The following is a 21,877-nucleotide window of genomic DNA, read 5'->3' on the forward strand; positions in this document are numbered from 1 at the left end:
TGGGATATTTATTGTGAAAACTAGAACTAATCATTGCCCGCAACGATATTTATTCATATGAGGGAAATGCCTAATATCGAGTCATCGGATGCCGCATTGCAGCGAAGCTGCTGAAAGAGGCTTTGGCGTCCTGCCTGTGGAAAGGAATCGTCATGAAAACCCAACGCTACGCCCTGCTCGCTGCCGCCGCCGCGCTTGCCGCCGCTCTCTCGGCCGCCCCCGCCTTTGCCAAGAGCGGCAAGTTCGATACGTTCACCGACGGCGCCAAGGCCGGTAAATTCGACAGCTTTACCGACGGCGCCCGCGTCGGCAAGGTCGATCCGTTCACCGATGGCGCCAAGCTCGGCAAGTTCGACCCGTTCACCGACGGTGCCAAGGCCGGCAAGTTCGACCCGTTCACCGACGGTGCCAAGGCCGGCAAGTTCGACAGCTTCACCGACGGCATCTGAGGCTGGTTGCCCGCCGGCGGTGCTGCATCTGGCGGCATCCGCGGCGGTTGTCGTTCCCGGCTGGTCTCCACAGGCCGGCGGGGTTGGCGCGCAGCAGCGCGCCGGCCCCGCCTCTCTCGCCTCTCCCGCAAACATGCCCGTACCGCGCCGGTACGGGCATGTTTGCTTTCGGGCTCCGCACTGGCCGCCGCGCCGCCTCCAAGTGATGAATGATAGCCTTCGCGCGGCCGCCTGCCGGCGGTTTTTTCCGCGCCCGGCATCGGACGCTTCCGCACCATGAAAAAACGGGCCCCGATGGGGCCCGTTTTTCGTCCTGTCGCCGCCGCGCCGCCGCTCAGTCGTGGTGATGGCGCTTGTTGTGCTTGCGCTTGTAGCCGCCGCGGCCGCGCTCGTCGTCGTAGGAGTTGCTGCGCGACACGTTGCCGCCCAGCGCCGCGCCGGCGCCGCCGCCCACGGCCGCGCCCAGCAGGCCGCCGGTGCGCCCGCCCATCGCGTTGCCGGCCGCGGTGCCGGCGCCGCCGCCCAGCGCGCCGCCGATGATGGCGCCGGTGCGCTCGCGGCGGTTGGAGGTGACGGCGCCGCCGGCGCCGCCGCCGACCGCGCCGCCGATCACCGCGCCGGTCGAGCCGCCGACCGCGCCGCCCACGGCCGCGCCGGCCACGCCGCCGAGCGCGCCGCCGAGGGCATTGTTCATATCGCCCGCGAATACCGGCAGCGCGGATGCCGCCAGGGCGATGGCCAGGGTGAAATGACGAACGGTGTGCCGAGACATGTTCTTCTTCCTTGAGTTGATCGTTTTCTTGACCGGTTCCGGTCTGCTTTGCCGCAAGTGTAGAGAGGTCGCCCCGCGCTTGCTGTAACCACGTGTAAGGCCCTGTAACCGCTGCAGAAAGGCAGAAGGGCCGCCTCGCGGCGGCCCTCCTCAGGCATCACTTCGGCTAGCCCGCACCGCCCGCCCCGGCGGGCACGATGCGGCGCTTCAGCAGCACTTCAGCAGCACTTGCCCTGCCCCCCGCCGTAGCGCGCTTCCTGGCGCTCGCGGAAGAATTCCTCGTAGCTCATGGGCGCGCGGTCCGGGTGGATGCTTTCCATGTGCGCCACATAGGTCTGGTAGTCCGGCAGCCCCACCATCAGGCGCAGCGACTGGCCCAGGTAGCGGCCCACGGTGCCGAGTTGTTCGAGCATGGCGATTCTCCTTTGCGGTGCGCGGGCGGTGCCGGCGTACTCAGTGCTGCGCCGAGGCGGAAGCCGGCAGCGGCTCGAACGGCGTCTCGCGGTCGGTCGGGCGGCTCGCGGCGCGCGCGGCCAGCGCGGTCTTGAAGCCGTAGAACACGATCGACAGCACCACGAACATGAACAGCGCGCACAGCCCGGCGTCGAGGTAGTCGTTGAACACGATGCGGTGCATCTGCTCCATCGACTTGGCCGGCGCCAGCACCTTGCCCGCGGCGATGGCGTCGCTGAACTTGCCGGCGTGGGTCAGGAAGCTGACCTTGGGATCGGCGTCGAACAGCTTCTGCCAGCCGGCGGTCAGCGTGCAGATCAGCAGCCACACGGTCGGCACCAGCGTGACCCAGGCGTACTGGCCGCGCTTCATCTTGACCAGCACGCAGGTGCCCAGCACCAGCGCCACCGCGGCCAGCATCTGGTTGGAGATGCCGAACAGCGGCCACAGCGTGTTGATGCCGCCGAGCGGATCGACCACGCCCTGGTACAGGAAGTAGCCCCACGCCGCCACGCACAGCGCGGTGGCGATCAGGTTGGCCGGCAGCGAGTCGGTGCGGCGGAAGGCCGGCACGAAGCTGCCCAGCAGGTCCTGCAGCATGAAGCGCCCGGCGCGCGTGCCGGCGTCGACCGCGGTCAGGATGAACAGCGCCTCGAACAGGATGGCGAAGTGATACCAGAAGGCCATCATGGCCTGGCCGCCCACCACCTGGTGCAGGATGTGGGCGATGCCCACGGCCAGCGTGGGCGCGCCGCCGGCGCGCGAGATGATGGAGTTCTCGCCGACGTCCTTGGCGGTCTGGATCAGCACGTCCGGCGTGATGACGAAGCCCCAGCTCGACACCACCGACGCCACCGCTTCCGGCGAGGTGCCGATCACGGCCGCCGGGCTGTTCATGGCGAAGTACACGCCCGGCTCGATCACCGAGGCGGCCACCAGCGCCATGATGGCGACGAAGGACTCGGCCAGCATCGCGCCGTAGCCGATGAAGCGCATGTGCGACTCGTTCTCCAGCAGCTTGGGCGTGGTGCCCGAGGAGATCAGCGCGTGGAAGCCCGACACCGAGCCGCAGGCGATGGTGATGAACAGGAACGGGAACAGGTTGCCCGACCACACCGGCCCGCCGCCCTGCGCGAACTGCGTGAACGCCGGCATCTTCAGCTCCGGCGCCACGATCAGGATGCCGATGGCCAGCGCGATGATGGTGCCGATCTTGAGGAAGGTCGAGAGGTAGTCGCGCGGCGCCAGCAGCAGCCACACCGGCAGCACCGCGGCGATGAAGCCGTAGACGATCAGCATCCACGTCAGCGCCTTGCCGTCGTAGGTGAACAGCGGCGCGAGCACGGCGCTTTCATGCACGTACTGGCCGCCGATGATGGCCAGCATCAGCAGCACGAAGCCGATCACCGACACCTCGCCGATGCGGCCCGGGCGGATGTAGCGCGTGTACAGGCCCATGAAGACGGCGATGGGAATCGTCACGCCCACGGTGAAGGTGCCCCACGGCGAGCCCGCCAGCGCCTTCACCACGATCAGCGCCAGCACCGCCAGGATGATGATCATGATCATGAAGCAGCCGAACAGCGCGATCATGCCGGGCACCGTGCCCATCTCGGACTTGATCAGGTCGCCCAGCGAGCGGCCGTCGCGGCGCGTGGAGATGAACAGCACCATGAAGTCCTGCACCGCGCCGGCGAACACCACGCCGGCCAGGATCCACAGCATGCCGGGCATGTAGCCCATCTGCGCGGCCAGCACCGGGCCGACCAGCGGGCCGGCGCCGGCGATGGCGGCGAAATGATGGCCGAACAGCACCGCCTTGTTGGTCGGCACGTAGTCCAGGCCGTCGTTGTGGCGCCAGGCCGGCGTCATGCGCCGCGGGTCGAGCTGCATGACCTTGTCGGCGATGAACTTGCTGTAGTAGCGGTAGGCGATCAGGTAGATGCAGATCGCGGCGACCACGATCCACAGGGCACTGACGGCTTCGCCGCGAGACAGTGCAACGGTGGCGAAGGCGAAGGCGCCGAGCACGGCGACGGCCAGCCACACCAGGTGTTGCCCGATGCGATTCATGATGAGGGTCTCCTCAGACCATTTGTAGGAATGCCGGCGGCGGCAGGCCCGGCATGCATGGCGCGGCTGAGGCGTCCGGGTGGACGGCACGCCGGGGACGGCGGGCTGACGATGGATGGCGCGGTTGTCTCCTGCCAGGTTTTTCGTCGGCGCCCGGCAAGTCTCGCAAGCTCCGGATCTGGTCGTCGCAGGCGGGCGATGCCGCCGGCAGATCCTCCGATCGCCCGCCGCACCCGCTGCGCAGGACGCATGCGTGGGGGCTTGGGGGCAGCCGTCGCGCGTCCGGCGTGTAGTATTGACACCCGTTACTGGCGGCACAAGCGCGGAACTACGCAGCGGGGCTGCGTGGTACTACGCAGATCCACGGCCGGATGCCGCTTGCGCGGCATCCGTGTTTACCCCGGTACATGGCCGCGAGGCCGTCCAGGCACCTCCCAAGCATTGCCCCGGCACCGATGAAACTCCGTCAGAAGATCCTCCTGCTGGCCGTCGCGCCGCTGGCCGTCGCCATGTTCGGCATCGCGCTGGCGGTGCGCTACCAGGCCACCGAGCTGGCCCGCCACGAGCGCGCGCTGGTCGAGGCCGCCTACCTGCAGAGCAAGGAAACCGAGCTGCGCCACTACGTCGAGCTGGCGCAGAGCGCGATCGCGCCGATGGTGCGCTCGGGCCGCAACGACGCCGCCACCCGCGACGCCGCCATGCAGGCGCTGGCGCGCCTGGACTACGGCCCCGACGGCTATTTCTTCCTCTACGACATGCAGGGCCGCAACCTGATGCACCCGCGCCAGCCCGAGCTGGTCGGGCAGGACCTGTGGAGCCTGCGCGACCCCAAGGGCGAGCCCACCATCCAGCAGCTGATCGCCGCCGCGCGCGCCGGCGGCGGCTCGGTGCGCTACATGTGGAAGAAGCCGTCCTCGCAGCAGATGGCGCCCAAGCTCGGCTACGTGGTCGGGGTGCCGCAGTGGAACTGGATGCTCGGCACCGGCATCTACCTGGATGACGTCGAGCGCACGCTGCGCCAGCTCGACGCGCGCGCCGAGACCGACATCCGCGAGACGATGGCGTGGATCGGCGTGATCGCCGGCATCAGCATCCTGCTGGTGGCCGCCAGCGGGCTGGCCCTCAACGTGAGCGAGCACCGCGAGGCCGATGCCAAGCTGCGCCAGCTCGCGCAGCGCGTGGTGCAGTCGCAGGAAGACGAGCGCGCGCGGCTGTCGCGCGAGCTGCACGACGGCATCAGCCAGCTGCTGGTGTCGGTCAAGCTGCTGCTGGAGACCGCCGCCAACCGCCTGCGCCTGGCGCCCGGCGACGGCGCCACCGTGGCGCCCGTGCTCGGCACGGCGCTCGGGCGCCTGGACACCGTGTTCAACGAAGTGCGGCGCGTGGCGCGCAACCTGCGCCCGGCCCTGCTCGACGACCTCGGCCTCTATGCCGCACTGGAGCACCTCGCGCGCGAGATGCAGGACGGCAGCGGCCTGCGCATCGCCGTCACGCGCACCGGCAAGCCGCGCGAGCTGCCCGACGAGCAGGCCACCGCGCTGTTCCGCATCGCCCAGGAGGCGCTGACCAATGTGGAGCGCCATGCGCACGCGCGTCACGTGGCGCTGGCGCTGGACTTCGACGCCGACGCCACCCGCCTCACGGTGCAGGACGACGGCGCCGGCTTCGACGTGGCGCGCATGCAGCACGACCCCAAGCGCGGCATCGGCCTGCGCAACCTCGGCGAGCGCGTGGCCGCGCTGGGCGGGGAGTTCGAGATCGAGTCCCGCGCGGGCGCCACCCGTTTGCGCGCCGCCGTGCCGGTGGTACGCTCGGCCCCGCCACCCCGGGACGTACCAGGAAAGACCGCATCATGAGCCAAGCCCCCGCCCGCATCCTGCTGATCGACGATCACGCGCTGGTGCGCGACGGCATGCGCATGCGGCTCGGCCTGCAGCCCGAGCTGACCGTGGTCGGCGAGGCCGACGACGGCGAGGCCGCGCTGGCCTGGCTGGCGCAGGCCGGACCCGAGCAGATGCCCGAGCTGGTCATCACCGACATCGGCATGCGCGGCATGGGCGGCATCGCGCTGGCCGCCGCGCTGCACGACGACTACCCGGAAATCGCCGTGCTGATGGTGTCGATGCACGACAACCTCGAATACGTGCGCCAGGCCATCCGCGCCGGCGCGCGCGGCTACGTGCTCAAGGACGCGCCGGCCGACGAGCTGATGGCGGCCATCGGCGCGGTGCTGGCCGGGCGCGTCTTCTACAGCGCCCGCATCGCCCGCCGCATGGCCGAGGAGTCGCCGTCCGCCGGGCCGCTCGACGCGCTCACGCCGCGCGAGCGCGACATCCTCAACTGCATCGGCCGCGGGCAGGCCAACAAGGACATCGCCGCCGCGCTCGGCGTGTCGGTGCGCACCATCGAGACGCACCGCCTGAACCTGCGCCGCAAGCTCGGCATCGAAGGCCGCGCCGAACTGGTCAAGTACGCGGTGGAGCAGCTCGACGCCGGCGGCGGCAACCCGGCGTAGACGACCGGCGCGGTGCCGGCCGCCGGCTCATGTTGCCGTTTGCGTCGCTCAGGCCGCGAGGCGCCTGGCCAGCGCCTCCTTGGCCTCGATCAGCGCCTGCGGCAGGTGGTGCCGCAGTTGCGTGAACAGCGCGTCGTGCAGCGCCAGCTCCTGCTGCCACGCGGCATGGTCGATCGACGTGACCTGCTCGAACTGCGCCTCGCTGAAGGCGAGGCCGTTCCAGTTCAGGTCGCCGTAGCGCGGCGAGGTGCCGAACACGTGCTCGGCGCCCTGGCCGCGCCCTTCCACGCGGTCGATCATCCACGACAGCACGCGCATGTTCTCGCCGAAGCCCGGCCACACGAAGTTGCCGTCGGCGTCCTTGCGGAACCAGTTCACGCAGTAGATCTTCGGCAGGCGGGCGCCGGCGGCCTCGAGCTTCTTGCCCAGCGCCAGCCAGTGGCCGAAGTAGTCGCTCATGTTGTAGCCGCAGAACGGCAGCATGGCGAACGGGTCGCGGCGCACCACGCCCTGCTGGCCGGCGGCCGCGGCGGTGGTTTCCGAGCCCATCGTGGCGGCCATGTAGACGCCCTCGGTCCAGTTGCGCGCCTCGGTCACGAGCGGCACCGTGGTCGAGCGGCGGCCGCCGAAGATGAAGGCGTCGATGGCCACGCCGGCGGGGTTGTCCCAGTTCTCGTCGATCGACGGGCACTGCACGGCCGGCGCGGTGAAGCGCGCGTTCGGGTGCGCCGCCTTGGCGCCGGTGGCCCTGGCGATCTCCGGGGTCCAGTCCTTGCCCTGCCAGTCGATCAGATGGGCCGGCGCTTCCTTGCTCATGCCTTCCCACCACACGTCGCCGTCGTCGGTCAGCGCCACGTTGGTGAAGATGACGTTTTCCTTGAGCGTCGCCATCGCGTTGTAGTTGGTCTTCTCGCTCGTGCCCGGGGCCACGCCGAAGTAGCCGGCTTCCGGGTTGATGGCGTACAGGCGGCCGTCCTGGCCCGGCTTGATCCAGGCGATGTCGTCGCCGATGGTGGTGACCTTCCAGCCCTCGAAGCCCTTGGGCGGGATCAGCATGGCGAAGTTGGTCTTGCCGCAGGCCGACGGGAACGCCGCCGCGACGTGGTACTTCTTGCCCTCGGGCGAGGTCACGCCGAGGATCAGCATGTGCTCGGCCAGCCAGCCTTCGTCGCGGCCCATCGTCGAGGCGATCCGCAGCGCGAAGCACTTCTTGCCCAGCAGCGCGTTGCCGCCGTAGCCCGAGCCATAGGACCAGATCTCGCGCGTTTCCGGGAAATGGACGATGTACTTGGTGGCGTTGCAGGGCCACGGCACGTCCTTCTCGCCGGCGGCCAGCGGCTTGCCCACGCTGTGCACGCACGGCACGAACGCGCCGTCGGCGCCGAGCACGTCGTACACGGCGCGGCCCATGCGGGTCATGATGCGCATGTTGGCGACCACGTAGGGCGAATCAGACAGCTCCACGCCGATGTGGGCGATCGGCGAGCCCAGCGGGCCCATCGAGAACGGCACCACGTACAGCGTGCGCCCGCGCATGCAGCCGTCGAACAGGCCGCCCAGCGTCTGGCGCATCTCGGCCGGGGCGGTCCAGTTGTTGGTGGCGCCGGCGTCTTCCTGCTTCTGCGAGCAGATGAAGGTGCGGTCCTCCACGCGCGCCACGTCCGACGGGTCGGACAGCGCCAGGAAGGAATTCTTGCGCCTGGCCGGGTTCAGGCGCTTCATGGTGCCGGCGGCGACCATCTGCTCGCACAGGCGGTCGTATTCCTCCTGCGAGCCGTCGCACCAGTGGATGTGGTCGGGTTTGGTCAGCGCGGCGATCTCGGCGACCCAGGCGATCAGCTTCTGGTGCCGGATCCAGGCCGGGACGTTGAGTGCGGGCGTGCCCTGCATGGTGGGGTGGTTCATACAGCTTGCTCCAAGGCAAAAAAGAATTCTTTGCAAAGCCCGGGCCCCGCCTGCGCGCCTTCCGCGTCTCTCGCGCTTTCCGCGCTCCTCGCGCTCCTCGCGGCGCCCTTTGTGTCTTCCGCGTCCCTCGCGCCTTCCATGCCACATGGCCGGCGGCAGCCCATGCAGGGCAGACCGCCGCGTCCGGGCGCGGGTTCCGCGCCGCGGCGGCATTGCCGGCATCGGCGGCGCGCCGGCACCCGTCACATCCCGTTACAACTCCACGGCCGTCCGGGCCGCGGAAAAGGCCGCGAAAGGTCGCGGCAGGCCCCGCGGCTGCGCTACAGTTGCGCTTTGCCCGCGGCAGGCTTTGTCCGGCGCGATCCGGAAGGCGGGAGCAGGGCTCGACCGGCAATCCGCACACTGCATCGGAGCCGGCAAGGATACCATTGCACCGCGCTGCTGTTTTTTGCTCCGCAGCAATGCCGGCGCCTTGCCGCGGCGCGCCGCCGGACTGTCCGGCAGCGCACATTTGCCGCTCGCCAAAGTGGCTGCGCCGCACGCCGGGGCGGCTGCGGCGGCGCGCCGCAGGTGCTAAAACCATACCGTGGATGCGCGCGCCGGTCTGTGGGCGCGCGCACCTTAGCCATTGCCAAAATAGAGTTGCCGATGAAGATTGCCGTACTCGACGATTACCAGGATGCGGTTCGCAAGCTGTCCTGCTTCAGCCTGCTCGACGGGCATGACGTCAAGGTGTTCAACAACACCGTCAAGGGCGTCGGCCAGCTCGCGGCGCGGCTGTCGGACGTGGAGGCCGTGGTGCTGATCCGCGAGCGCTCGCGCATCACCCGCCAGCTGCTGGAGAAGCTGCCCAAGCTCAAGATCATCAGCCAGACCGGGCGCGCCGGCGGGCACATCGACATCGAGGCGTGCACCGAGCGCGGCGTGGCGGTGCTCGAAGGCGCCGGCTCGCCGGTGGCGCCGGCCGAGCTCACCTGGGCGCTGATCATGGCGGCCCAGCGCCGCATTCCCCAGTACGTGGCCAGCCTCAAGCACGGCGCCTGGCAGCAGTCCGGGCTCAAGTCCACCACCATGCCGCCCAACTTCGGCCTGGGCCAGGTGCTGCGCGGGCAGACCCTGGGCATCTGGGGCTACGGCAAGATCGGCAAGCTGCTGGCCGGCTACGGCCGCGCGTTCGGCATGAACGTGCTGGTGTGGGGCCGCGAGAACTCGCAGAAAAGCGCGCGCGAGGACGGCCTGGCCGTCGCCGGGTCGCAGGAGCAACTGTTCGCCGACAGCGACGTGCTGTCGTTGCACCTGCGCCTGAACGACGAGACCCGCGGGCTGGTCAAGCTGGCCGATCTGACCCGCATGAAGCCGACCGCGCTGTTCGTCAACACCAGCCGCGCCGAGCTGGTCGAGGAAAACGCCCTGCTGACCGCGCTCAACCGCGGCCGTCCCGGCATGGCGGCGGTCGACGTGTTCGAGTCCGAGCCGATCCTGCAGGGCCACGCGCTGCTGCGCATGGAAAACTGCATCTGCACGCCGCACCTGGGCTACGTGGAGCGCGAGAGCTACGAGCTGTATTTCCGCATCGCCTTCCAGAACATCCTCGACGTGCTGGCCGGCCAGCACGACAGCATCGCCAATCCCAAGGCGCTCACGCCCGCGCTGTCGCGCTGAGGCGTGCCGCGGGGCGGCGCGGCCGCCCCGTTTTTCTTCCCGGCTTCATTCGCGTTGCGTACCGGCAAGCTCTCGGCCGAGGCTTGCAGGCTCATGCCTGCGTGCCGACCAGCTTGCGCGAGTGCGCGACCTTCGCGCCGATGTGGTTCCAGGTCGAGGACCTGATCGGCATGTCCCGCGCGGCGTGCGGGAAGTGTTCCGCGGCCTCGCACACCTGGTCGAGGACGGCCACGGCTTCGTTCTTCCTGAGACCGGCCTTCGACGCCAGGTCGGTCAGGTGCGATCGCCCGATGCGCAGTGCTTCGCCGCAGACATCCATCTGGTGGTAGCCGCCCGGCCCCTCGTTGAACGTGAGGTCGTATCCCGGCGCGACACGCCACCTGCCATCGCGGCGCATCAGGAATGACAGGTTTTTCGCGTGGTCGTCCCGGTTGTGAAAGACCACGTTGAACACGCAGCGCCGGTACATGCCGAGGACTTCGCGCTCGTCGGCCGTCAGCAGGCGCGTGAGCCTGAGCACGGACAGGTAGTCGAGCGCCGGGTGCCGGAAGTCGGCATGTGCCAGACCGGAAACCGTATGCACCGGGACGCGCATTCCGTCTTCGCGGTCGAAGCGTTCGATGCCGAACGCGGTCAGGTCCTTGGCAAGGGCGAAGAAGTGCGTCGCCGGCATCGGGATGCCGGCCCGCCGGGCCATGTCCGCATAGACGTGTTCGATCGCGCAGACCTCCGGGTCCTCGTTCTGCCCGGGGAACTTGACGAGCCACGGCGTGCCGGGCCCGTCCTCCGATCGCGAGGCGACGCCGCTGGTCCAGTCGAGGTTCACGCGGACCTTCGGGCGGGCGCCCTGCGGCGAGCCGCCCATCAGCGCGAGATCGCGCAGCATGCCCTCGCTGTCGCCGGACAGGACGCCGCGCACGCTGTTGGCGACCTCGAGCAGATCGACGTCGCGTTTTTCAAGCTCGCGCGGCGACGGCGGCTCGAATGCAAGCGCGCCCATTGCATCCTCTCCGATGAACGCGAGCCGGTCGAGCGGCGAGACCGTGGCAATATCGATGCCGTTCCTGCGGAAGAGCCGGTCCATCACCAGCAGGCCCCAGCCGTCCGGCAGCGCGTCGCTCACGAGACCCGGCAGGCGTTGCTGGTGCTGCGGAAAATCGCGATACGCGTCGCGGGAGAGCGGCAGGTTGTAGGGCGACAGTTCGAGCCCGCGAGCCAGTGCCTCCGGGGTGTACTGAAACAGCAGATCGCGTCCGTCGTCGGCCAGTCGCGCCAGCGGGAAGCGTTCGCCCCAGCCGGCATACATCACGGTCAGCTTCCTCATGCCTCATCCTTTCTTGCGGCCGGCGCGGCGGCGCGAGTGGCTGGCGGCTTCCATCTGCTCGATGCTTGCCGGGCGCGTGACGAACACCGGCTCGAGCTGCTGGACCACTCCCAGCGTGGTGGCCACGCGCAGCAGGACCTCGACGGTGACGAGCCCGGTGCGCTCGAGATTGCGCAGGGCGCCAAGCGAGACACCGGCCCGCGCGGCCGTCTCCGCCTGCGACTGATTCAGGGACAGGCGGCGTGCCCGCAGGCGCTGCCCGAGTTCGCCCGCGACCTCCTGGGGTGTGGCCAGCTTAAAGAGCATTGATATGGCGGTTATGCGAGAAAATATTTGATAACTATCATTGTAATGACTGATATATGAAAATCAACCGGCACCCGGCAAGATGCCGCATCGGTACGTAACGCGAACAGCGCTTTTTCTCTCTCCCTCTTCCTCCCTCCTTTTATTCTCCCGGCTTGTGCCCCGGCCGCCATGCCGAAACGCGAACCGGGCAAACCCGCTACACTCGCCGCACCGCGCGGCCCGGGTGACGCGCGGGCCGCGTTTCCGTCCGCCCTTCCCCTGTCCCCTCGTGGCGCCTCGCGGCGCCGGCCGCAATGGATCCCAGGCTCCTGACGCTGTGCTTCGGCAATTTCGTCATCGGCACCGGCGCGATGATCGTCACCGGCATGCTCAACCACATCGCCGGCGACTTCGGCCTGGGCGCGGCCACGGCCGGGCAGCTGATCTCGGTGTTCGCGCTGGCCACCTGCGTGGGCGCGCCGCTGTTCGCCACGCTCGGCTCGCGCATCGACCGCCGCGTGCTGCTGGCCGGCGCGCTGCTGGTGTACGCCGCCATGCACCTGGCCGCGGCGCTGGCGCCGGGCTTCGCCAGCCTGATGGCGATCCGCTTCGCCACCGCCGTGGGCGCGGCCATCTACACGCCGCAGGCGGCCGCCACGCTGCCGCTGCTGGTCAACGCGCACACGCGCGGGCGCGCCATCAGCTTCGTGTTCCTGGGCTGGAGCGTGGCCAGCGTGGTCGGCGTGCCGCTGGGCACGTGGATCGCCAGCACGGCGGGCTGGCGCTTCAGCATGGCGCTGGTGGGCGTGATGGCGCTGGCCGCGGCGCTGGCGGTGTGGCGCGTGCTGCCGCCGCGGCTGTACGTGGCGCCGGTCGGCCGCGCCGCGTGGGGCGCGGTGCTGCGGCACACGCCGATGGTGCTGGTGGTGGCCACCACCATGATCCAGTCGGCCGGCATGTTCACGCTGTTTACGTATATCGCGCCGCTGCTGCGCGACGTGCACGGCATCAGCGGCGCCGCGCTGAGCCTGATGTTCCTCGCCTACGGCGCCTGCGGCGTGGCCGGCAACGTGCTGGCCGCCGCGCGCATGGACCGCGCCACGCCCGCGCGCATCGTCCAGCTGGCCATGCTGACCTCGCTGGCGGCCATGCTGCTGTGGCCGCTGGCCGCGATCGGGCCGGTGGCGCTGGTGCTGATCTTCATGCTGTGGGGCGTGGGCGGCTTCGCCACCAACAGCGCGCAGCAGGCGCGGCTGGTGGCGCTGGCGCCGGAACGGGCCTCGGCCTCGATCTCGCTCAATTCTTCCTCGATCTACCTCGGCCAGGCGCTCGGCGCCATGGGCGGCGCGGCGATCTACGCCACCGCCGGCGCCGACGCCCTGCACTGGGGCGCCGCCGCGCTGATGCTGCTGGCGCTGGCCGTGTCGCAGCGCGCGCGGGCGCTGGGCTGCCGCTGGGGCGCCGCGCGGCAGGCCTGAGCCGGGCCTGAGCCGGACATACCCCGTGGTATCCCCCGGATTGCCGTCCCGCCCGCTTTTCCGCCCGCGCATGGGCCGGCATCGACAACATGCCGCCGGAATGTGTCGCCATGTCATGCTTTTCTGCTAATGTTTGGCTTTCGATACAAGTACGGATAGGCTGGAGCGAACAGGTCTCGGCGGTGCGCTGTAATACGTTGTAATGATCCGGCATGCCAAGTCGCTAGCCGCCGACGGTCCCGATCCTGTACTAGTAGCGGTTTTGTCGCGAGGCGGCATCGGTTCCAAGAAGCCGGGTCGTCGGGGAGCAGCGCGTGACGCGCGCACTGTAAGAGAGACCTCACATGAAAACGAATGGCATCGACCAGGCCAAGGGCTTTGTCGACGGTAAGTGGAGCCCGGCCACGGGCACCGGCAAGGGCCGGGTCTCCCTGTGGCTGCTGCTCGCGGTCCTGGCCGTGCTGGTGGCCGGCGGCTGGTATGGCTGGCGCACCTGGATGGCGCCGAAACCCGCCGCCAAGGCGCCGGCCGCGGTGGTGGTCAGCACGGCCGTGGTCCAGCAGGGCGACGTGCCGCTGCAGGTGAGCGCCAACGGGACGGTCAGCGCGCTGTCCACCGTGGAGGTGCGCCCGCAGGTCTCGAGCACGGTGCGCGCCGTGCACATCAAGGAAGGCCAGTCGGTCAAGCCGGGCGATCTGCTGTTCACGCTGGACACGCGCATGGACGAGGCCAACCTCGCCAAGTCGCAGGCCCAGCTGCTGCGCGACCAGGCCGACCTCGCCGACGCGCGCCGCACGCTGGCGCGCAGCCAGGAGTTGCTCGAGCGCAACTTCATCTCCAAGAGCGCGGTGGACACGGCGCAGGCCAAGGTCGACGGCTTCGAGGCCACCATCCGCGCCGACCAGGCCGCCATCGAGGCCAGCCGCGTGGCGGTCAGCTACGGCGCCATCCGCGCCACCATCGCCGGGCGCACCGGCGTGATCAACATGTTCCCCGGCTCGCTGGTGACGCCCACCAGCGCGCTGCCGCTGGTCACGATCGCGCAGATCCAGCCCATCGCCGTCACCTTCACGCTGCCCGAGCGCCAGCTCGCGGCGCTGCGCGAGGCGCTGCACGCCGGCCCGGTCGCCGTCACCGCCATGCCCAACGACGGCAGCAAGACCCCGGTGACGGGCAAGATCAGCTTCGTGGACAACTCGGTCGACCCGCAGTACGGCAGCATCCGCATCAAGGCGCAGTTCGACAACGAGGAGCAGCGCCTGTGGCCGGGCACCTACGCCAACGTGGACGCCGTGGTGCAGACCCTCAAGGGCGCGCTGTCGGTGCCGCCGCAGGCGGTCGTGACCGGCCCGGAAGGCCGCTTCGTCTACGTCGTGCAGGCCGACAACCGCGTCAAGCCGGTGCCGGTCAAGGTGCAGATCTCGACCGCCAGCGCCGCCGTCATCGACGGCGTGCAGCCGGGCGCGCGCGTGGTGGTGGAAGGCGCGCAGAACCTGCGCGCGGGCAGCCTGGTGCGCGAAGCCCCGCCGGCCGCCCGGGGCGCCGCCAGCGCCCCGGCCGCCGATGCCAAGCCTTGAAGTCCAGAGCCCCCAAGCCATGAACCTGTCCGAGCTCTGTATCCGCCGTCCGGTGATGACGGTGCTGCTGTGCCTTGCGGTGATCGTCACCGGCATCGCGCTCTACCCCACCATCCCGATCGCCGCGCTGCCGTCGTTCAACTCGCCGGTGATCCAGGTCACCGCCACGCTGCCCGGGGCCAGTCCCGAGACCATGGCGGCCTCGGTGGCGATCCAGCTGGAAAAGCAGTTCGCCACCATTCCCGGCGTGTCGGTGATCAGCTCGTCGAACACGCTCGGCAACTCCAGCATCACCATCGAGTTCAACAACGACCGCGACATCGACGCCGCCGCCGTGGACGTGCAGGCCGCGCTGTTCCGCGCGCAGCGCTCGCTGCCGATCGAGATGACGGTGCCGCCGTCGTACCGCAAGGTCAACCCGGCCGACGCGCCGGTGCTGCTGCTGGCGATCAACTCGCCGGCGCTGAGCCTGGCCGAGCTCAATGCCTTCGGCGACAACCTGATCTCGCCCACGCTGGCCACGCTGCCCGGCGTGGCGCAGGTGCAGGTCAACGGCCAGAAGCGCTTCGCGGTGCGCGTGCGCGCCCACCCGGACGCGCTCTCCGCGCGCGGCCTCACGCTCGACGAGCTGGCCACCGCGCTGAACCGCGCCAACGCCAACACCCCGGTCGGCACGCTCGACGGCGCGCGCCAGACGCTCACCATCCAGGCCAACCGCCAGCTCGCCAGCGCCGACGCCTTCCGCAACATCATCGTGGCCAGCCAGCCCAGCGGCGCGCTGGTGCGGCTGTCCGACGTGGCCGAGGTCGAGGACAGCGTCGAGACCATCAAGACCGGCAGCTGGCTCAACAACGAGCGCTCCATCGTGCTGGCCGTGCTGCGCCAGCCGGACGCCAACACGGTGGCCGTGGTGGACGCCATCAAGGCCACGCTGCCGCGCCTGATCCAGCAGATGCCGGCCTCGGTCAGCGTCAGCGTGGTCAACGACCGCTCGGTGTCGGTCCGCGAGTCGATCCACGACGTGCAGTTCACGCTGGCGCTGACCGTGGCGCTGGTGGTGATGGTGATCTTCCTGTTCCTGCGCCGCGCCGCCGCCACGCTGATCCCCACCGTGTCGCTGCCGATCTCGCTGATCGGCACGGTGGCGCTGATGAAGGTGTTCGGCTACAGCCTGGACAACGTCTCGCTGCTGGCCATCACGCTCGCCGTGGGCCTGGTGGTGGACGACGCCATCGTGATGCTGGAAAACATCGTGCGCCACATCGAGGAAGGCGTGCCGCCGCTGCGCGCCGCGCTGATCGGCTCGCGCGAGATGGGCTTCACCATCCTGTCGATCTCGATCTCGCTGATCGCGGTGTTCATCCCGATCTTCTTCATGCCGGGCGTGATCGGCCTGCTGTTCCACGAGTTCGCCGCGGTGGTGTCGCTGTCGATCCTGGTCTCGGCGCTGGTGTCGCTCACGCTGATCCCGATGCTGTGCGCGCGCTTCCTCTCGGCCGAGAACGTGCCCATCGACGAGTCGCAGCACACCTACGGCGACCACGCCGGGCAGGCGGCGCACGCGCCCGCCGCGGCGCAGAAGCAGACCATCGGCCTGCGCTCCACGCAGTGGTTCGAGGACCTGTTCGAGTTCACGCTGCACCGCTACGCGCGCGGGCTGGACTGGTGCCTGGCGCACCGCAAGTCGGTGCTGGCGGTGGCCGGCCTGACCTTCGTGCTGACCGCGGTGCTGTTCGCCACCATTCCCAAGGGCTTCTTCCCCGAGGAAGACATCGGCCAGATCCAGGTCAACGCCGAAGGCCCGCAGGACATCTCGTTCGACGCGATGGCCGAGCGCCTGCGCGACGCCGCCGAGCGCATGCGCAAGAACCCCGCGGTGCGCAGCGTGGTGGTGACGATCGGCGGCGGCAACTCGCCGGCCATCAACACCGGCCGCATGTTCGTCGAGCTCCAGCCGCACGGCCAGCGCCCGCGCATGTCCAAAGTGGTCGAGTCGCTGCGCCACGACGTGTCCGGCATTCCCGGGCTGGCGGTCTATTTCTCGCCGGTGCAGAACCTGCGCCTGGGCGGGCGCCAGAGCAAGAGCCGCTACCAGTACACGCTGCAGAGCGTGAAGGCCGGCCAGTTGCAGGAATACTCGGACAAGCTGATGGCCAGGATGCGCGCCGACCCCGTGTTCCGCGACGTCACCAGCGACTCGCAGCAATCCGGCCTGGAAGCGCAGCTCTCCATCGACCGCGACAAGGCCAACGCGCTCGGCGTGCAGATCCAGGACGTGCGCCAGGCGCTGTACTCCGCGTTCGGCGAGCGCCAGGTCTCGACCATCTACACGCCGATCGACAACTACTACGTGATCCTCACCGCGGCCGACATCGACCGCGCTGACGAGACCGCGTTCTCCAAGCTCTACGTGCGCAGCAAGACCGGGCAGATGGTGCCGGTCTCGGCCTTCTCCACCACCGAGCGCCGGGTCGGCCCGATCGCCGTGAACCACCAGGGCCAGCTGCCCTCGGTGACGGTGTCGTTCAACCTCGCGCCGGGCGCGGCGCTGGGCGCGGCCTCGTCCAAGATCGACACCTACCGGCAGGAGATCGACATGCCGACCTCGATCTTCACGAGCTGGGGCGGCGACGCCGCGGTGTTCCAGTCCTCGCAGGCCACCCAGGTGTTGCTGCTGGTGGCCGCCATCGCGGTGATCTACACGCTGCTGGGCGTGCTGTACGAAAGCTACATCCACCCGCTCACCATCCTGGCCGGCCTGCCGTCGGCGGCGGTGGGCGCGCTGCTCACGCTGTTCATCTTCAACGTGGAGCTGTCGCTGATCGCCACCATCGGCGTGCTGATGCTGATCGGCATCGTCAAGAAGAACGCCATCATGATGATCGACTTCGCGCTGGCGGCGCAGCGCGAGCAGGGCATGGCGCCCGCGCGCGCGATCCGGCAGGCCTGCCTGCTGCGCTTCCGCCCGATCATGATGACCACCTTCGCCGCCGTGGCCGGCGCGCTGCCGCTGGCGCTGGGCCTGGGCGCCGGCGCCGAGCTGCGCCAGCCGCTGGGCCTGGCGGTGGTGGGCGGGCTGCTGTTCTCGCAGGTCATCACGCTGTTCATCACGCCGGTGATCTACCTCGCGCTGGACCGCTTCTCGGGCACCGGGCCGCTGCAGATCGACTCGGAAGGCAACCGCCTGCCGGAACTGGTCGGCGGGGAGGCGGCCGGCGCCAGCCACTGAGCGGGCCGACGCCACGGCGCGAGCCGGGAGAAGACAGGGGCGGTGCCGGGTCAGCCGGCGCCGCCCTTTTCGTTTGCGCCGGCCGGCGCGCGCGGGGCGAGGTGCGCAGCGCGCCGCCCGCAACTGGGCAATAATGGTCGCCATGCGCGCCAGCCACCACATGAAAAATCCGGACTTCCCCGCCATGCAGACACGTCATCGCCTTGCTTGCCGGCCTGCCGGCCGCCGCGCCGGACTGGCGCTCGCCGCCGCCCTCCTCGCTGCCTTCCTCGCCGCGCTGGCGGGCTGCGCGGGCACGCCGCCGGCCACCGTGGCGGGCGACGTCGCGCACCAGTTCACCGGCAAGACCTACGTGCTGCTCGGTGAAGTGCACGACAACGCCGACGGCCAGAAGCGCCGCCTGCTGGCGCTGTCGAGCGCGCTCGCCGCCGGCTGGCGGCCCGCCATCGCGATGGAGCAGTTCGACCGCGAGCGCCAGCCCGACATCGACCGCGCCCGCCGCGAGCGCCCCGGCGACGCCGCCTACGTGGTCGCGCAGGCCGGCGGCAAGGGCTGGCAATGGGAGCTGTACACGCCGGTGGTGGCGCTCGCGCTGCAATACGACCTGCCGCTGGTGGCGGCCAACCTGTCGCGCGCCGATGCCGGCAGGATCGTGCGCGGCGGGCTCGACGGCGTGTTCGAGCCGGCCGAGCGCCAGCGCCTGGGCCTGGCCGCGCCGCTGCCCGCCGACGTGGTCAGCGAGCAGACCGCCGTGCTCGACCGCGGCCACTGCGGCAATTTCCCCAAGGCCATGCTGCCCGGCATGCTCGACGCGCAGGCCGCGCGCGACGCCGTGATGGCCGCCGCCATGCGCGCCTATGCGGACCGCGGCGCCGTGCTGATCGCCGGCAACGGCCACGTGCGCCGCGACGTGGGCGCGCCGCGCTGGCTCGCGGCCGAGCCGGGCAAGATCTACAGCGTGGGCTACCTGGAGCAGGCCGGCGCCGGCGAGGTGGGCGAGTACGACCGCGTGGTGCTGGTGCCGGCGCGCAAGCGGCCGGACCCGTGCCAGGACGCCCGGCCCGGCGCGGGCACCGCGCCGGCCGGCATGGGCTGAGGCGCGCGCGGCGCGGGCCCGCCTAAGCGAACAACTCTTCCGCCACGGTCGGGTGCAGTTGCACCGTGGTGCGCAGGTGTGACAGCTTCACGCCGAGGCGCAGCGCCACCGCCAGCGTCTGGATGATCTCCGGCGCGGCGTTGTCCATCATGTGCGCGCCCAGCACGCGGCCGCTGCGCGCGTTGACCACCAGCTTCACCATCGACGCCTGCCCGCTGCCGGCGAAGCGGTTCTCCAGCGAGACGAAGCGGCGCACCACGCTCTCCACGCGCTCGGCCTTGCCGGCGGCCGCGATGGCCTCGTGCTCGGTCAGGCCGACGCTGCCGATGGCGGGCTCGCAGAAGACCGCGGTCGGCACCACGTCGAAGTCGGCGCGCTCGCCGCGCCGGCCGAACAGGCGGTCGGCCAGCCAGCGGCCCTGGGCGCTGGCCACCGGCGTGAGGTGCAGGCCGTCGATGGCGTCGCCGACGGCGTGGATGGAGCGCACCCGGCTGCGGAACGAGCGGTCCACGCGGATGCCGCCCTGCGCGGACTTCTCCACGCCGAGCGCCGCCAGGCCCAGGTTTTCCCACTGCGGCTCGCGCCCGATGGCGGCCAGCGCGGCCTGCGCGCGCACGGTGTGGACGCGGCCGCCGCCGCCGCCATCGATGCCATCGCCATCGGGCGCGCCCTGCCGGTAGCACACGTCGATGGCGCCGTTGGCCTGGTTGAGCAGCGTGACCTCGGCATTGAAATGCAGGCGCACGCCCCTGGCGGCGAGCGCCTCGGCCAGCGCCGCGGCGATCTCGTGGTCGAAGCGCTCGAGCAGGCGGCTCTCGCGCACCAGCATCTCGACCTTGACGCCGTAGCGCGAGAGGATCGAGGCCTGCTCCACCGCGATGTAGCCGCCGCCGATCACCACGATCGAGGCCGGCAGGCTCTGCCAGGTGAAGACGTCGTCGGAGGTACTGGCCAGCTCGCCGCCGGGCACCGGCAGCGTCTGCGGGCGCGCGCCGGTGGCGATCAGGATGCGGCGCGCGTGGATGGTCTCGGCGCCGACCTGCACCAGGTCGGGCGCGGTGACGGTGGCCTCGCCGTGCAGCAGCGTCACGCCGGCTTCCTGCAGGCGGTGGGTGTAGGCCACGTGCAGGCGCGCCATCTCGGCGTTGACGCGCACGATGGCGTCGCCCCAGTCCTCGCGCCCGCCGGTGTGCGACAGGCAGCCCGAGAGAATGGCGGCGAGGGTGCCGCCGTAGGACAGCATCTTCTTGGGCACGCAGCCGCGGTTGACGCAGGTGCCGCCGATCGCGTCGCGCTCGATCAGCACCACGCGCGCGCCGTGCGCCGCCGCGCGGCGCGCCGCGGCCACGCCGCCGGAGCCCGCGCCGATCACCACGAAATCCGCCTCGCGCTGCGCGCCGCCGCGGCGCCTGCCGCGGCGCGGCACGCGCTCGACGGGCTGCTCGGATGTCGCCCTGCGCGCGCTCTGGCGCTCGCTTGCCGGTCTTGCCTGGCGTTTCGTCATCAATGCCTCCTGTGGCGGCGCGAAGGCCGCGTTGCACATCGAGATGACAGAGCCGCAAGGCCGGCCGGCGCGTCCGAAGAACGCTATGCGGTGGTGCCGAGCTCCGTCTTCATGACAGACGGCCATTCGCGCAGAAAGGTTTCCCCGTCGCGCTGGCCGAGTTCGTAGGCAGCGATCATCGCGCCGGGCCGGGTGTAGTCCCAGCTCGAGATCGGTACCCGCTGCGAAGGTTGCAGATAAAGCCGCCGCTGCCCGCCGTGCCGCAGCACGAAGCGCCGCGGGCGCGGATAGAGCCGCGTCACCAGCACCAGCACGTTGCCCGGCGTCGGGTCGAGCGCGTCGACCGGCACATTGTCGACCATGCCGCCGTCCAGCACCGGCCGGCCGTCGCGGCGCAGCACCGGCGTGAACGGCGGCGTGGAGGCCGACTGCAGCAGCAGGTCCGCCAGCTGCTCGGGCGAGCCGCAGTCCTGCGCGCGCACGAACTCCGGACGGAAGCCGAGCCTGCGGCCCAGCCGCGGGTGCAGCGTCCTGAGCCAGTGCTTCTCGATGTTGTAGGCCACCAGGCCCGCCAGCACCGCCATGCGCGGCCCGCTCCAGCGCGGAATGTGCGCCACGCCGACGCGGATCTCGGGCGCGGCCTGCAACTGCGCCAGGCGGCCATCGGCGAAGATGCTCAGCAGCGCGCCGCGGTAGATGCCGTAGTGCGGGAACACGCGCTGCCGCGTCAGCAGGTTGCTCCAGTAGACGTTGCGCCGGTTGTCGGCCAGCACCTCCTGGTAGTACGCCATGACCTGGCGCGCGTCGTGCGTGTAGATCATGCACGCGGTGGCGGCGCCGGCCGAGATGCCGGCGATCACGCGCGGACGCAGGCCCAGCTCGGGCGCCACCCTGTCCCACCAGCCGGCCTGCCACCAGCAGCGGTTGCCGCCGCCGGCGAACACCACCTGGTCGAACGGCGACGCGGCGCGCATGCGGTCCGGCTCGCGCGGCGGGGCATGGTCGGCACCGACGGGCATGAGGGCGGATTCCGGCTTCGGCTCTGGCATGGCGGTTCAGGTTGTTCCTGGTCCTGGATTGTGGCCGGGTGGCCGGGCTGCTATTCGGGTGGCCGGTGCGGCGCGGGTTGGGGGAATGATACAGGGGGTGGGGGGAGGGGGCCCTGTTGGGGGGCTGGTGGTGCGTTCTGGGGGGAAAGGGGCACTTTTTTCTTTCTGGGTCTTGACGTTCAAAGGCTACTTCAAAGTCAGCGGCTGAACGTCGAAGTTAAGTGCTGAACGTCAAAGTCAACATCAAAGTCAAAATCAACTTCAAAGTCAAAGTCAAAGGCTTTCGCTCCCCCGGAGCGACCTACTTTCTTTTCCCCGAAAAGAAAGTAGGCAAAGAAAGCGGGCTGCCTGGCCGGCAGGGGCAGAGCCGAACAGGGATACGAGGGTTATTGGTTTCGTGGTGGGGCCTGCGGTTCTGCTGGCATTCTGCCGGTACCGGTGCGAGCGGCCACGACACTGCTGGCTGTAGTGGTTTCGTGGTCAGACCTATGATGGCGGGCGCA

Annotated in this window: 16 protein-coding genes; 8 read left to right on the forward strand and 8 right to left on the reverse strand. The window is 70.0% G+C overall.

The genetic code is table 11. The features are described from left to right. Positions 1-152 precede the first annotated feature (152 nt). Complete coding sequence (locus ACWTPI_RS19675; RefSeq protein WP_454732402.1) at positions 153-449, forward strand: hypothetical protein; 297 nt, start codon at positions 153-155, stop codon at positions 447-449. A 334-nt stretch (positions 450-783) separates the two neighbouring features. Here ACWTPI_RS19675 and ACWTPI_RS19680 read toward each other — a convergent pair whose 3' ends face one another. The 3 genes from ACWTPI_RS19680 to ACWTPI_RS19690 all read right to left on the reverse strand — a co-directional run bounded on the left by ACWTPI_RS19680 (position 784) and on the right by ACWTPI_RS19690 (position 3,747). Next, complete coding sequence (locus tag ACWTPI_RS19680) at positions 784-1,221, reverse strand: hypothetical protein (protein ID WP_059410947.1); 438 nt, start codon at positions 1,219-1,221, stop codon at positions 784-786. 218 nt (positions 1,222-1,439) lie between these two features. Next, the gene (locus tag ACWTPI_RS19685) at positions 1,440-1,634 is read right to left on the reverse strand and encodes a YbdD/YjiX family protein (protein WP_020206270.1); all 195 of its coding nucleotides are present in this window, start codon (positions 1,632-1,634) and stop codon (positions 1,440-1,442) included. A gap of 40 nt (positions 1,635-1,674) precedes the next feature. Beyond that, entirely contained in the window at positions 1,675-3,747 is a 2,073-nt protein-coding gene (locus ACWTPI_RS19690) for a carbon starvation CstA family protein (protein ID WP_020206271.1), read from the reverse strand. 455 nt (positions 3,748-4,202) lie between these two features. Here ACWTPI_RS19690 and ACWTPI_RS19695 point away from each other — a divergent pair, with 455 nt between their 5' ends. Beyond that, on the forward strand, positions 4,203-5,603 hold the full coding sequence (locus ACWTPI_RS19695) for a cache domain-containing protein (RefSeq protein ID WP_020206272.1): 1,401 nt from the start codon (positions 4,203-4,205) through the stop codon (positions 5,601-5,603). Continuing rightward, positions 5,600-6,262 carry a response regulator gene (locus ACWTPI_RS19700; RefSeq protein WP_020206273.1) on the forward strand — a complete coding sequence of 221 codons (663 nt, stop codon included), beginning with the start codon at positions 5,600-5,602 and terminating at the stop codon, positions 6,260-6,262. The genes ACWTPI_RS19695 and ACWTPI_RS19700 overlap by 4 nt, the downstream gene beginning before the upstream one ends. Positions 6,263-6,310: 48 nt before the next feature. On the opposite strand, the gene ACWTPI_RS19705 is transcribed toward ACWTPI_RS19700, so the two are convergent. Further along, entirely contained in the window at positions 6,311-8,167 is a 1,857-nt protein-coding gene (locus ACWTPI_RS19705; protein WP_454732403.1) for a phosphoenolpyruvate carboxykinase (GTP), read from the reverse strand. A 648-nt stretch (positions 8,168-8,815) separates the two neighbouring features. Here ACWTPI_RS19705 and ACWTPI_RS19710 point away from each other — a divergent pair. Further along, the gene (locus tag ACWTPI_RS19710; RefSeq protein ID WP_020206275.1) at positions 8,816-9,829 is read left to right on the forward strand and encodes a D-2-hydroxyacid dehydrogenase family protein; all 1,014 of its coding nucleotides are present in this window, start codon (positions 8,816-8,818) and stop codon (positions 9,827-9,829) included. Positions 9,830-9,920: 91 nt separating this feature from the next. Here the strand turns inward: ACWTPI_RS19710 and ACWTPI_RS19715 are convergent, their stop codons facing one another. Next, entirely contained in the window at positions 9,921-11,153 is a 1,233-nt protein-coding gene (locus ACWTPI_RS19715) for a type II toxin-antitoxin system HipA family toxin (protein WP_454732404.1), read from the reverse strand. A gap of 3 nt (positions 11,154-11,156) precedes the next feature. Next, complete coding sequence (locus ACWTPI_RS19720) at positions 11,157-11,459, reverse strand: helix-turn-helix domain-containing protein (protein WP_020206277.1); 303 nt, start codon at positions 11,457-11,459, stop codon at positions 11,157-11,159. Between the two features lie 296 nt (positions 11,460-11,755). Between ACWTPI_RS19720 and ACWTPI_RS19725 the strand changes: the two genes are divergently transcribed. The 4 genes from ACWTPI_RS19725 (at position 11,756) to ACWTPI_RS19740 (ending at position 18,821) form a co-directional block, all read left to right on the forward strand. After that, positions 11,756-12,919: an MFS transporter gene (locus ACWTPI_RS19725; protein WP_020206278.1), complete on the forward strand. Its 1,164-nt coding sequence runs from the start codon at positions 11,756-11,758 to the stop codon at positions 12,917-12,919. 344 nt (positions 12,920-13,263) lie between these two features. After that, positions 13,264-14,496 (forward strand): efflux RND transporter periplasmic adaptor subunit, encoded by a 1,233-nt coding sequence (locus ACWTPI_RS19730; RefSeq protein ID WP_454732405.1) that lies wholly within the window; start codon positions 13,264-13,266, stop codon positions 14,494-14,496. Between the two features lie 19 nt (positions 14,497-14,515). Continuing rightward, positions 14,516-17,725, forward strand: a complete 3,210-nt coding sequence (locus ACWTPI_RS19735; protein WP_029044295.1) for an efflux RND transporter permease subunit — start codon at positions 14,516-14,518, stop codon at positions 17,723-17,725. Positions 17,726-17,909: 184 nt separating this feature from the next. Continuing rightward, on the forward strand, positions 17,910-18,821 hold the full coding sequence (locus ACWTPI_RS19740; protein WP_082079437.1) for a ChaN family lipoprotein: 912 nt from the start codon (positions 17,910-17,912) through the stop codon (positions 18,819-18,821). A gap of 22 nt (positions 18,822-18,843) precedes the next feature. Here the strand turns inward: ACWTPI_RS19740 and ACWTPI_RS19745 are convergent, their stop codons facing one another. Beyond that, positions 18,844-20,325 carry a dihydrolipoyl dehydrogenase family protein gene (locus ACWTPI_RS19745; RefSeq protein WP_454732406.1) on the reverse strand — a complete coding sequence of 494 codons (1,482 nt, stop codon included), beginning with the start codon at positions 20,323-20,325 and terminating at the stop codon, positions 18,844-18,846. Between the two features lie 83 nt (positions 20,326-20,408). Beyond that, on the reverse strand, positions 20,409-21,344 hold the full coding sequence (locus tag ACWTPI_RS19750; RefSeq protein WP_370552788.1) for a patatin-like phospholipase family protein: 936 nt from the start codon (positions 21,342-21,344) through the stop codon (positions 20,409-20,411). Positions 21,345-21,877 lie beyond the last annotated feature (533 nt).

The organism is Cupriavidus ulmosensis (genome assembly GCF_977008105.1).

What these genes read in the sequence shown, in the direction of transcription:
- ACWTPI_RS19675 (WP_454732402.1), top strand. Translation starts at nt 153, where the DNA reads ATGAAAACCCAACGCTACGCCCTGCTCGCTGCCGCCGCCGCGCTTGCC.
- ACWTPI_RS19680 (WP_059410947.1), bottom strand. Translation starts at nt 1,221, where the DNA reads ATGTCTCGGCACACCGTTCGTCATTTCACCCTGGCCATCGCCCTGGCG.
- ACWTPI_RS19685 (WP_020206270.1), bottom strand. Translation starts at nt 1,634, where the DNA reads ATGCTCGAACAACTCGGCACCGTGGGCCGCTACCTGGGCCAGTCGCTG.
- ACWTPI_RS19690 (WP_020206271.1), bottom strand. Translation starts at nt 3,747, where the DNA reads ATGAATCGCATCGGGCAACACCTGGTGTGGCTGGCCGTCGCCGTGCTC.
- ACWTPI_RS19695 (WP_020206272.1), top strand. Translation starts at nt 4,203, where the DNA reads ATGAAACTCCGTCAGAAGATCCTCCTGCTGGCCGTCGCGCCGCTGGCC.
- ACWTPI_RS19700 (WP_020206273.1), top strand. Translation starts at nt 5,600, where the DNA reads ATGAGCCAAGCCCCCGCCCGCATCCTGCTGATCGACGATCACGCGCTG.
- ACWTPI_RS19705 (WP_454732403.1), bottom strand. Translation starts at nt 8,167, where the DNA reads ATGAACCACCCCACCATGCAGGGCACGCCCGCACTCAACGTCCCGGCC.
- ACWTPI_RS19710 (WP_020206275.1), top strand. Translation starts at nt 8,816, where the DNA reads ATGAAGATTGCCGTACTCGACGATTACCAGGATGCGGTTCGCAAGCTG.
- ACWTPI_RS19715 (WP_454732404.1), bottom strand. Translation starts at nt 11,153, where the DNA reads ATGAGGAAGCTGACCGTGATGTATGCCGGCTGGGGCGAACGCTTCCCG.
- ACWTPI_RS19720 (WP_020206277.1), bottom strand. Translation starts at nt 11,459, where the DNA reads ATGCTCTTTAAGCTGGCCACACCCCAGGAGGTCGCGGGCGAACTCGGG.
- ACWTPI_RS19725 (WP_020206278.1), top strand. Translation starts at nt 11,756, where the DNA reads ATGGATCCCAGGCTCCTGACGCTGTGCTTCGGCAATTTCGTCATCGGC.
- ACWTPI_RS19730 (WP_454732405.1), top strand. Translation starts at nt 13,264, where the DNA reads ATGAAAACGAATGGCATCGACCAGGCCAAGGGCTTTGTCGACGGTAAG.
- ACWTPI_RS19735 (WP_029044295.1), top strand. Translation starts at nt 14,516, where the DNA reads ATGAACCTGTCCGAGCTCTGTATCCGCCGTCCGGTGATGACGGTGCTG.
- ACWTPI_RS19740 (WP_082079437.1), top strand. Translation starts at nt 17,910, where the DNA reads ATGCAGACACGTCATCGCCTTGCTTGCCGGCCTGCCGGCCGCCGCGCC.
- ACWTPI_RS19745 (WP_454732406.1), bottom strand. Translation starts at nt 20,325, where the DNA reads ATGACGAAACGCCAGGCAAGACCGGCAAGCGAGCGCCAGAGCGCGCGC.
- ACWTPI_RS19750 (WP_370552788.1), bottom strand. Translation starts at nt 21,344, where the DNA reads ATGCCCGTCGGTGCCGACCATGCCCCGCCGCGCGAGCCGGACCGCATG.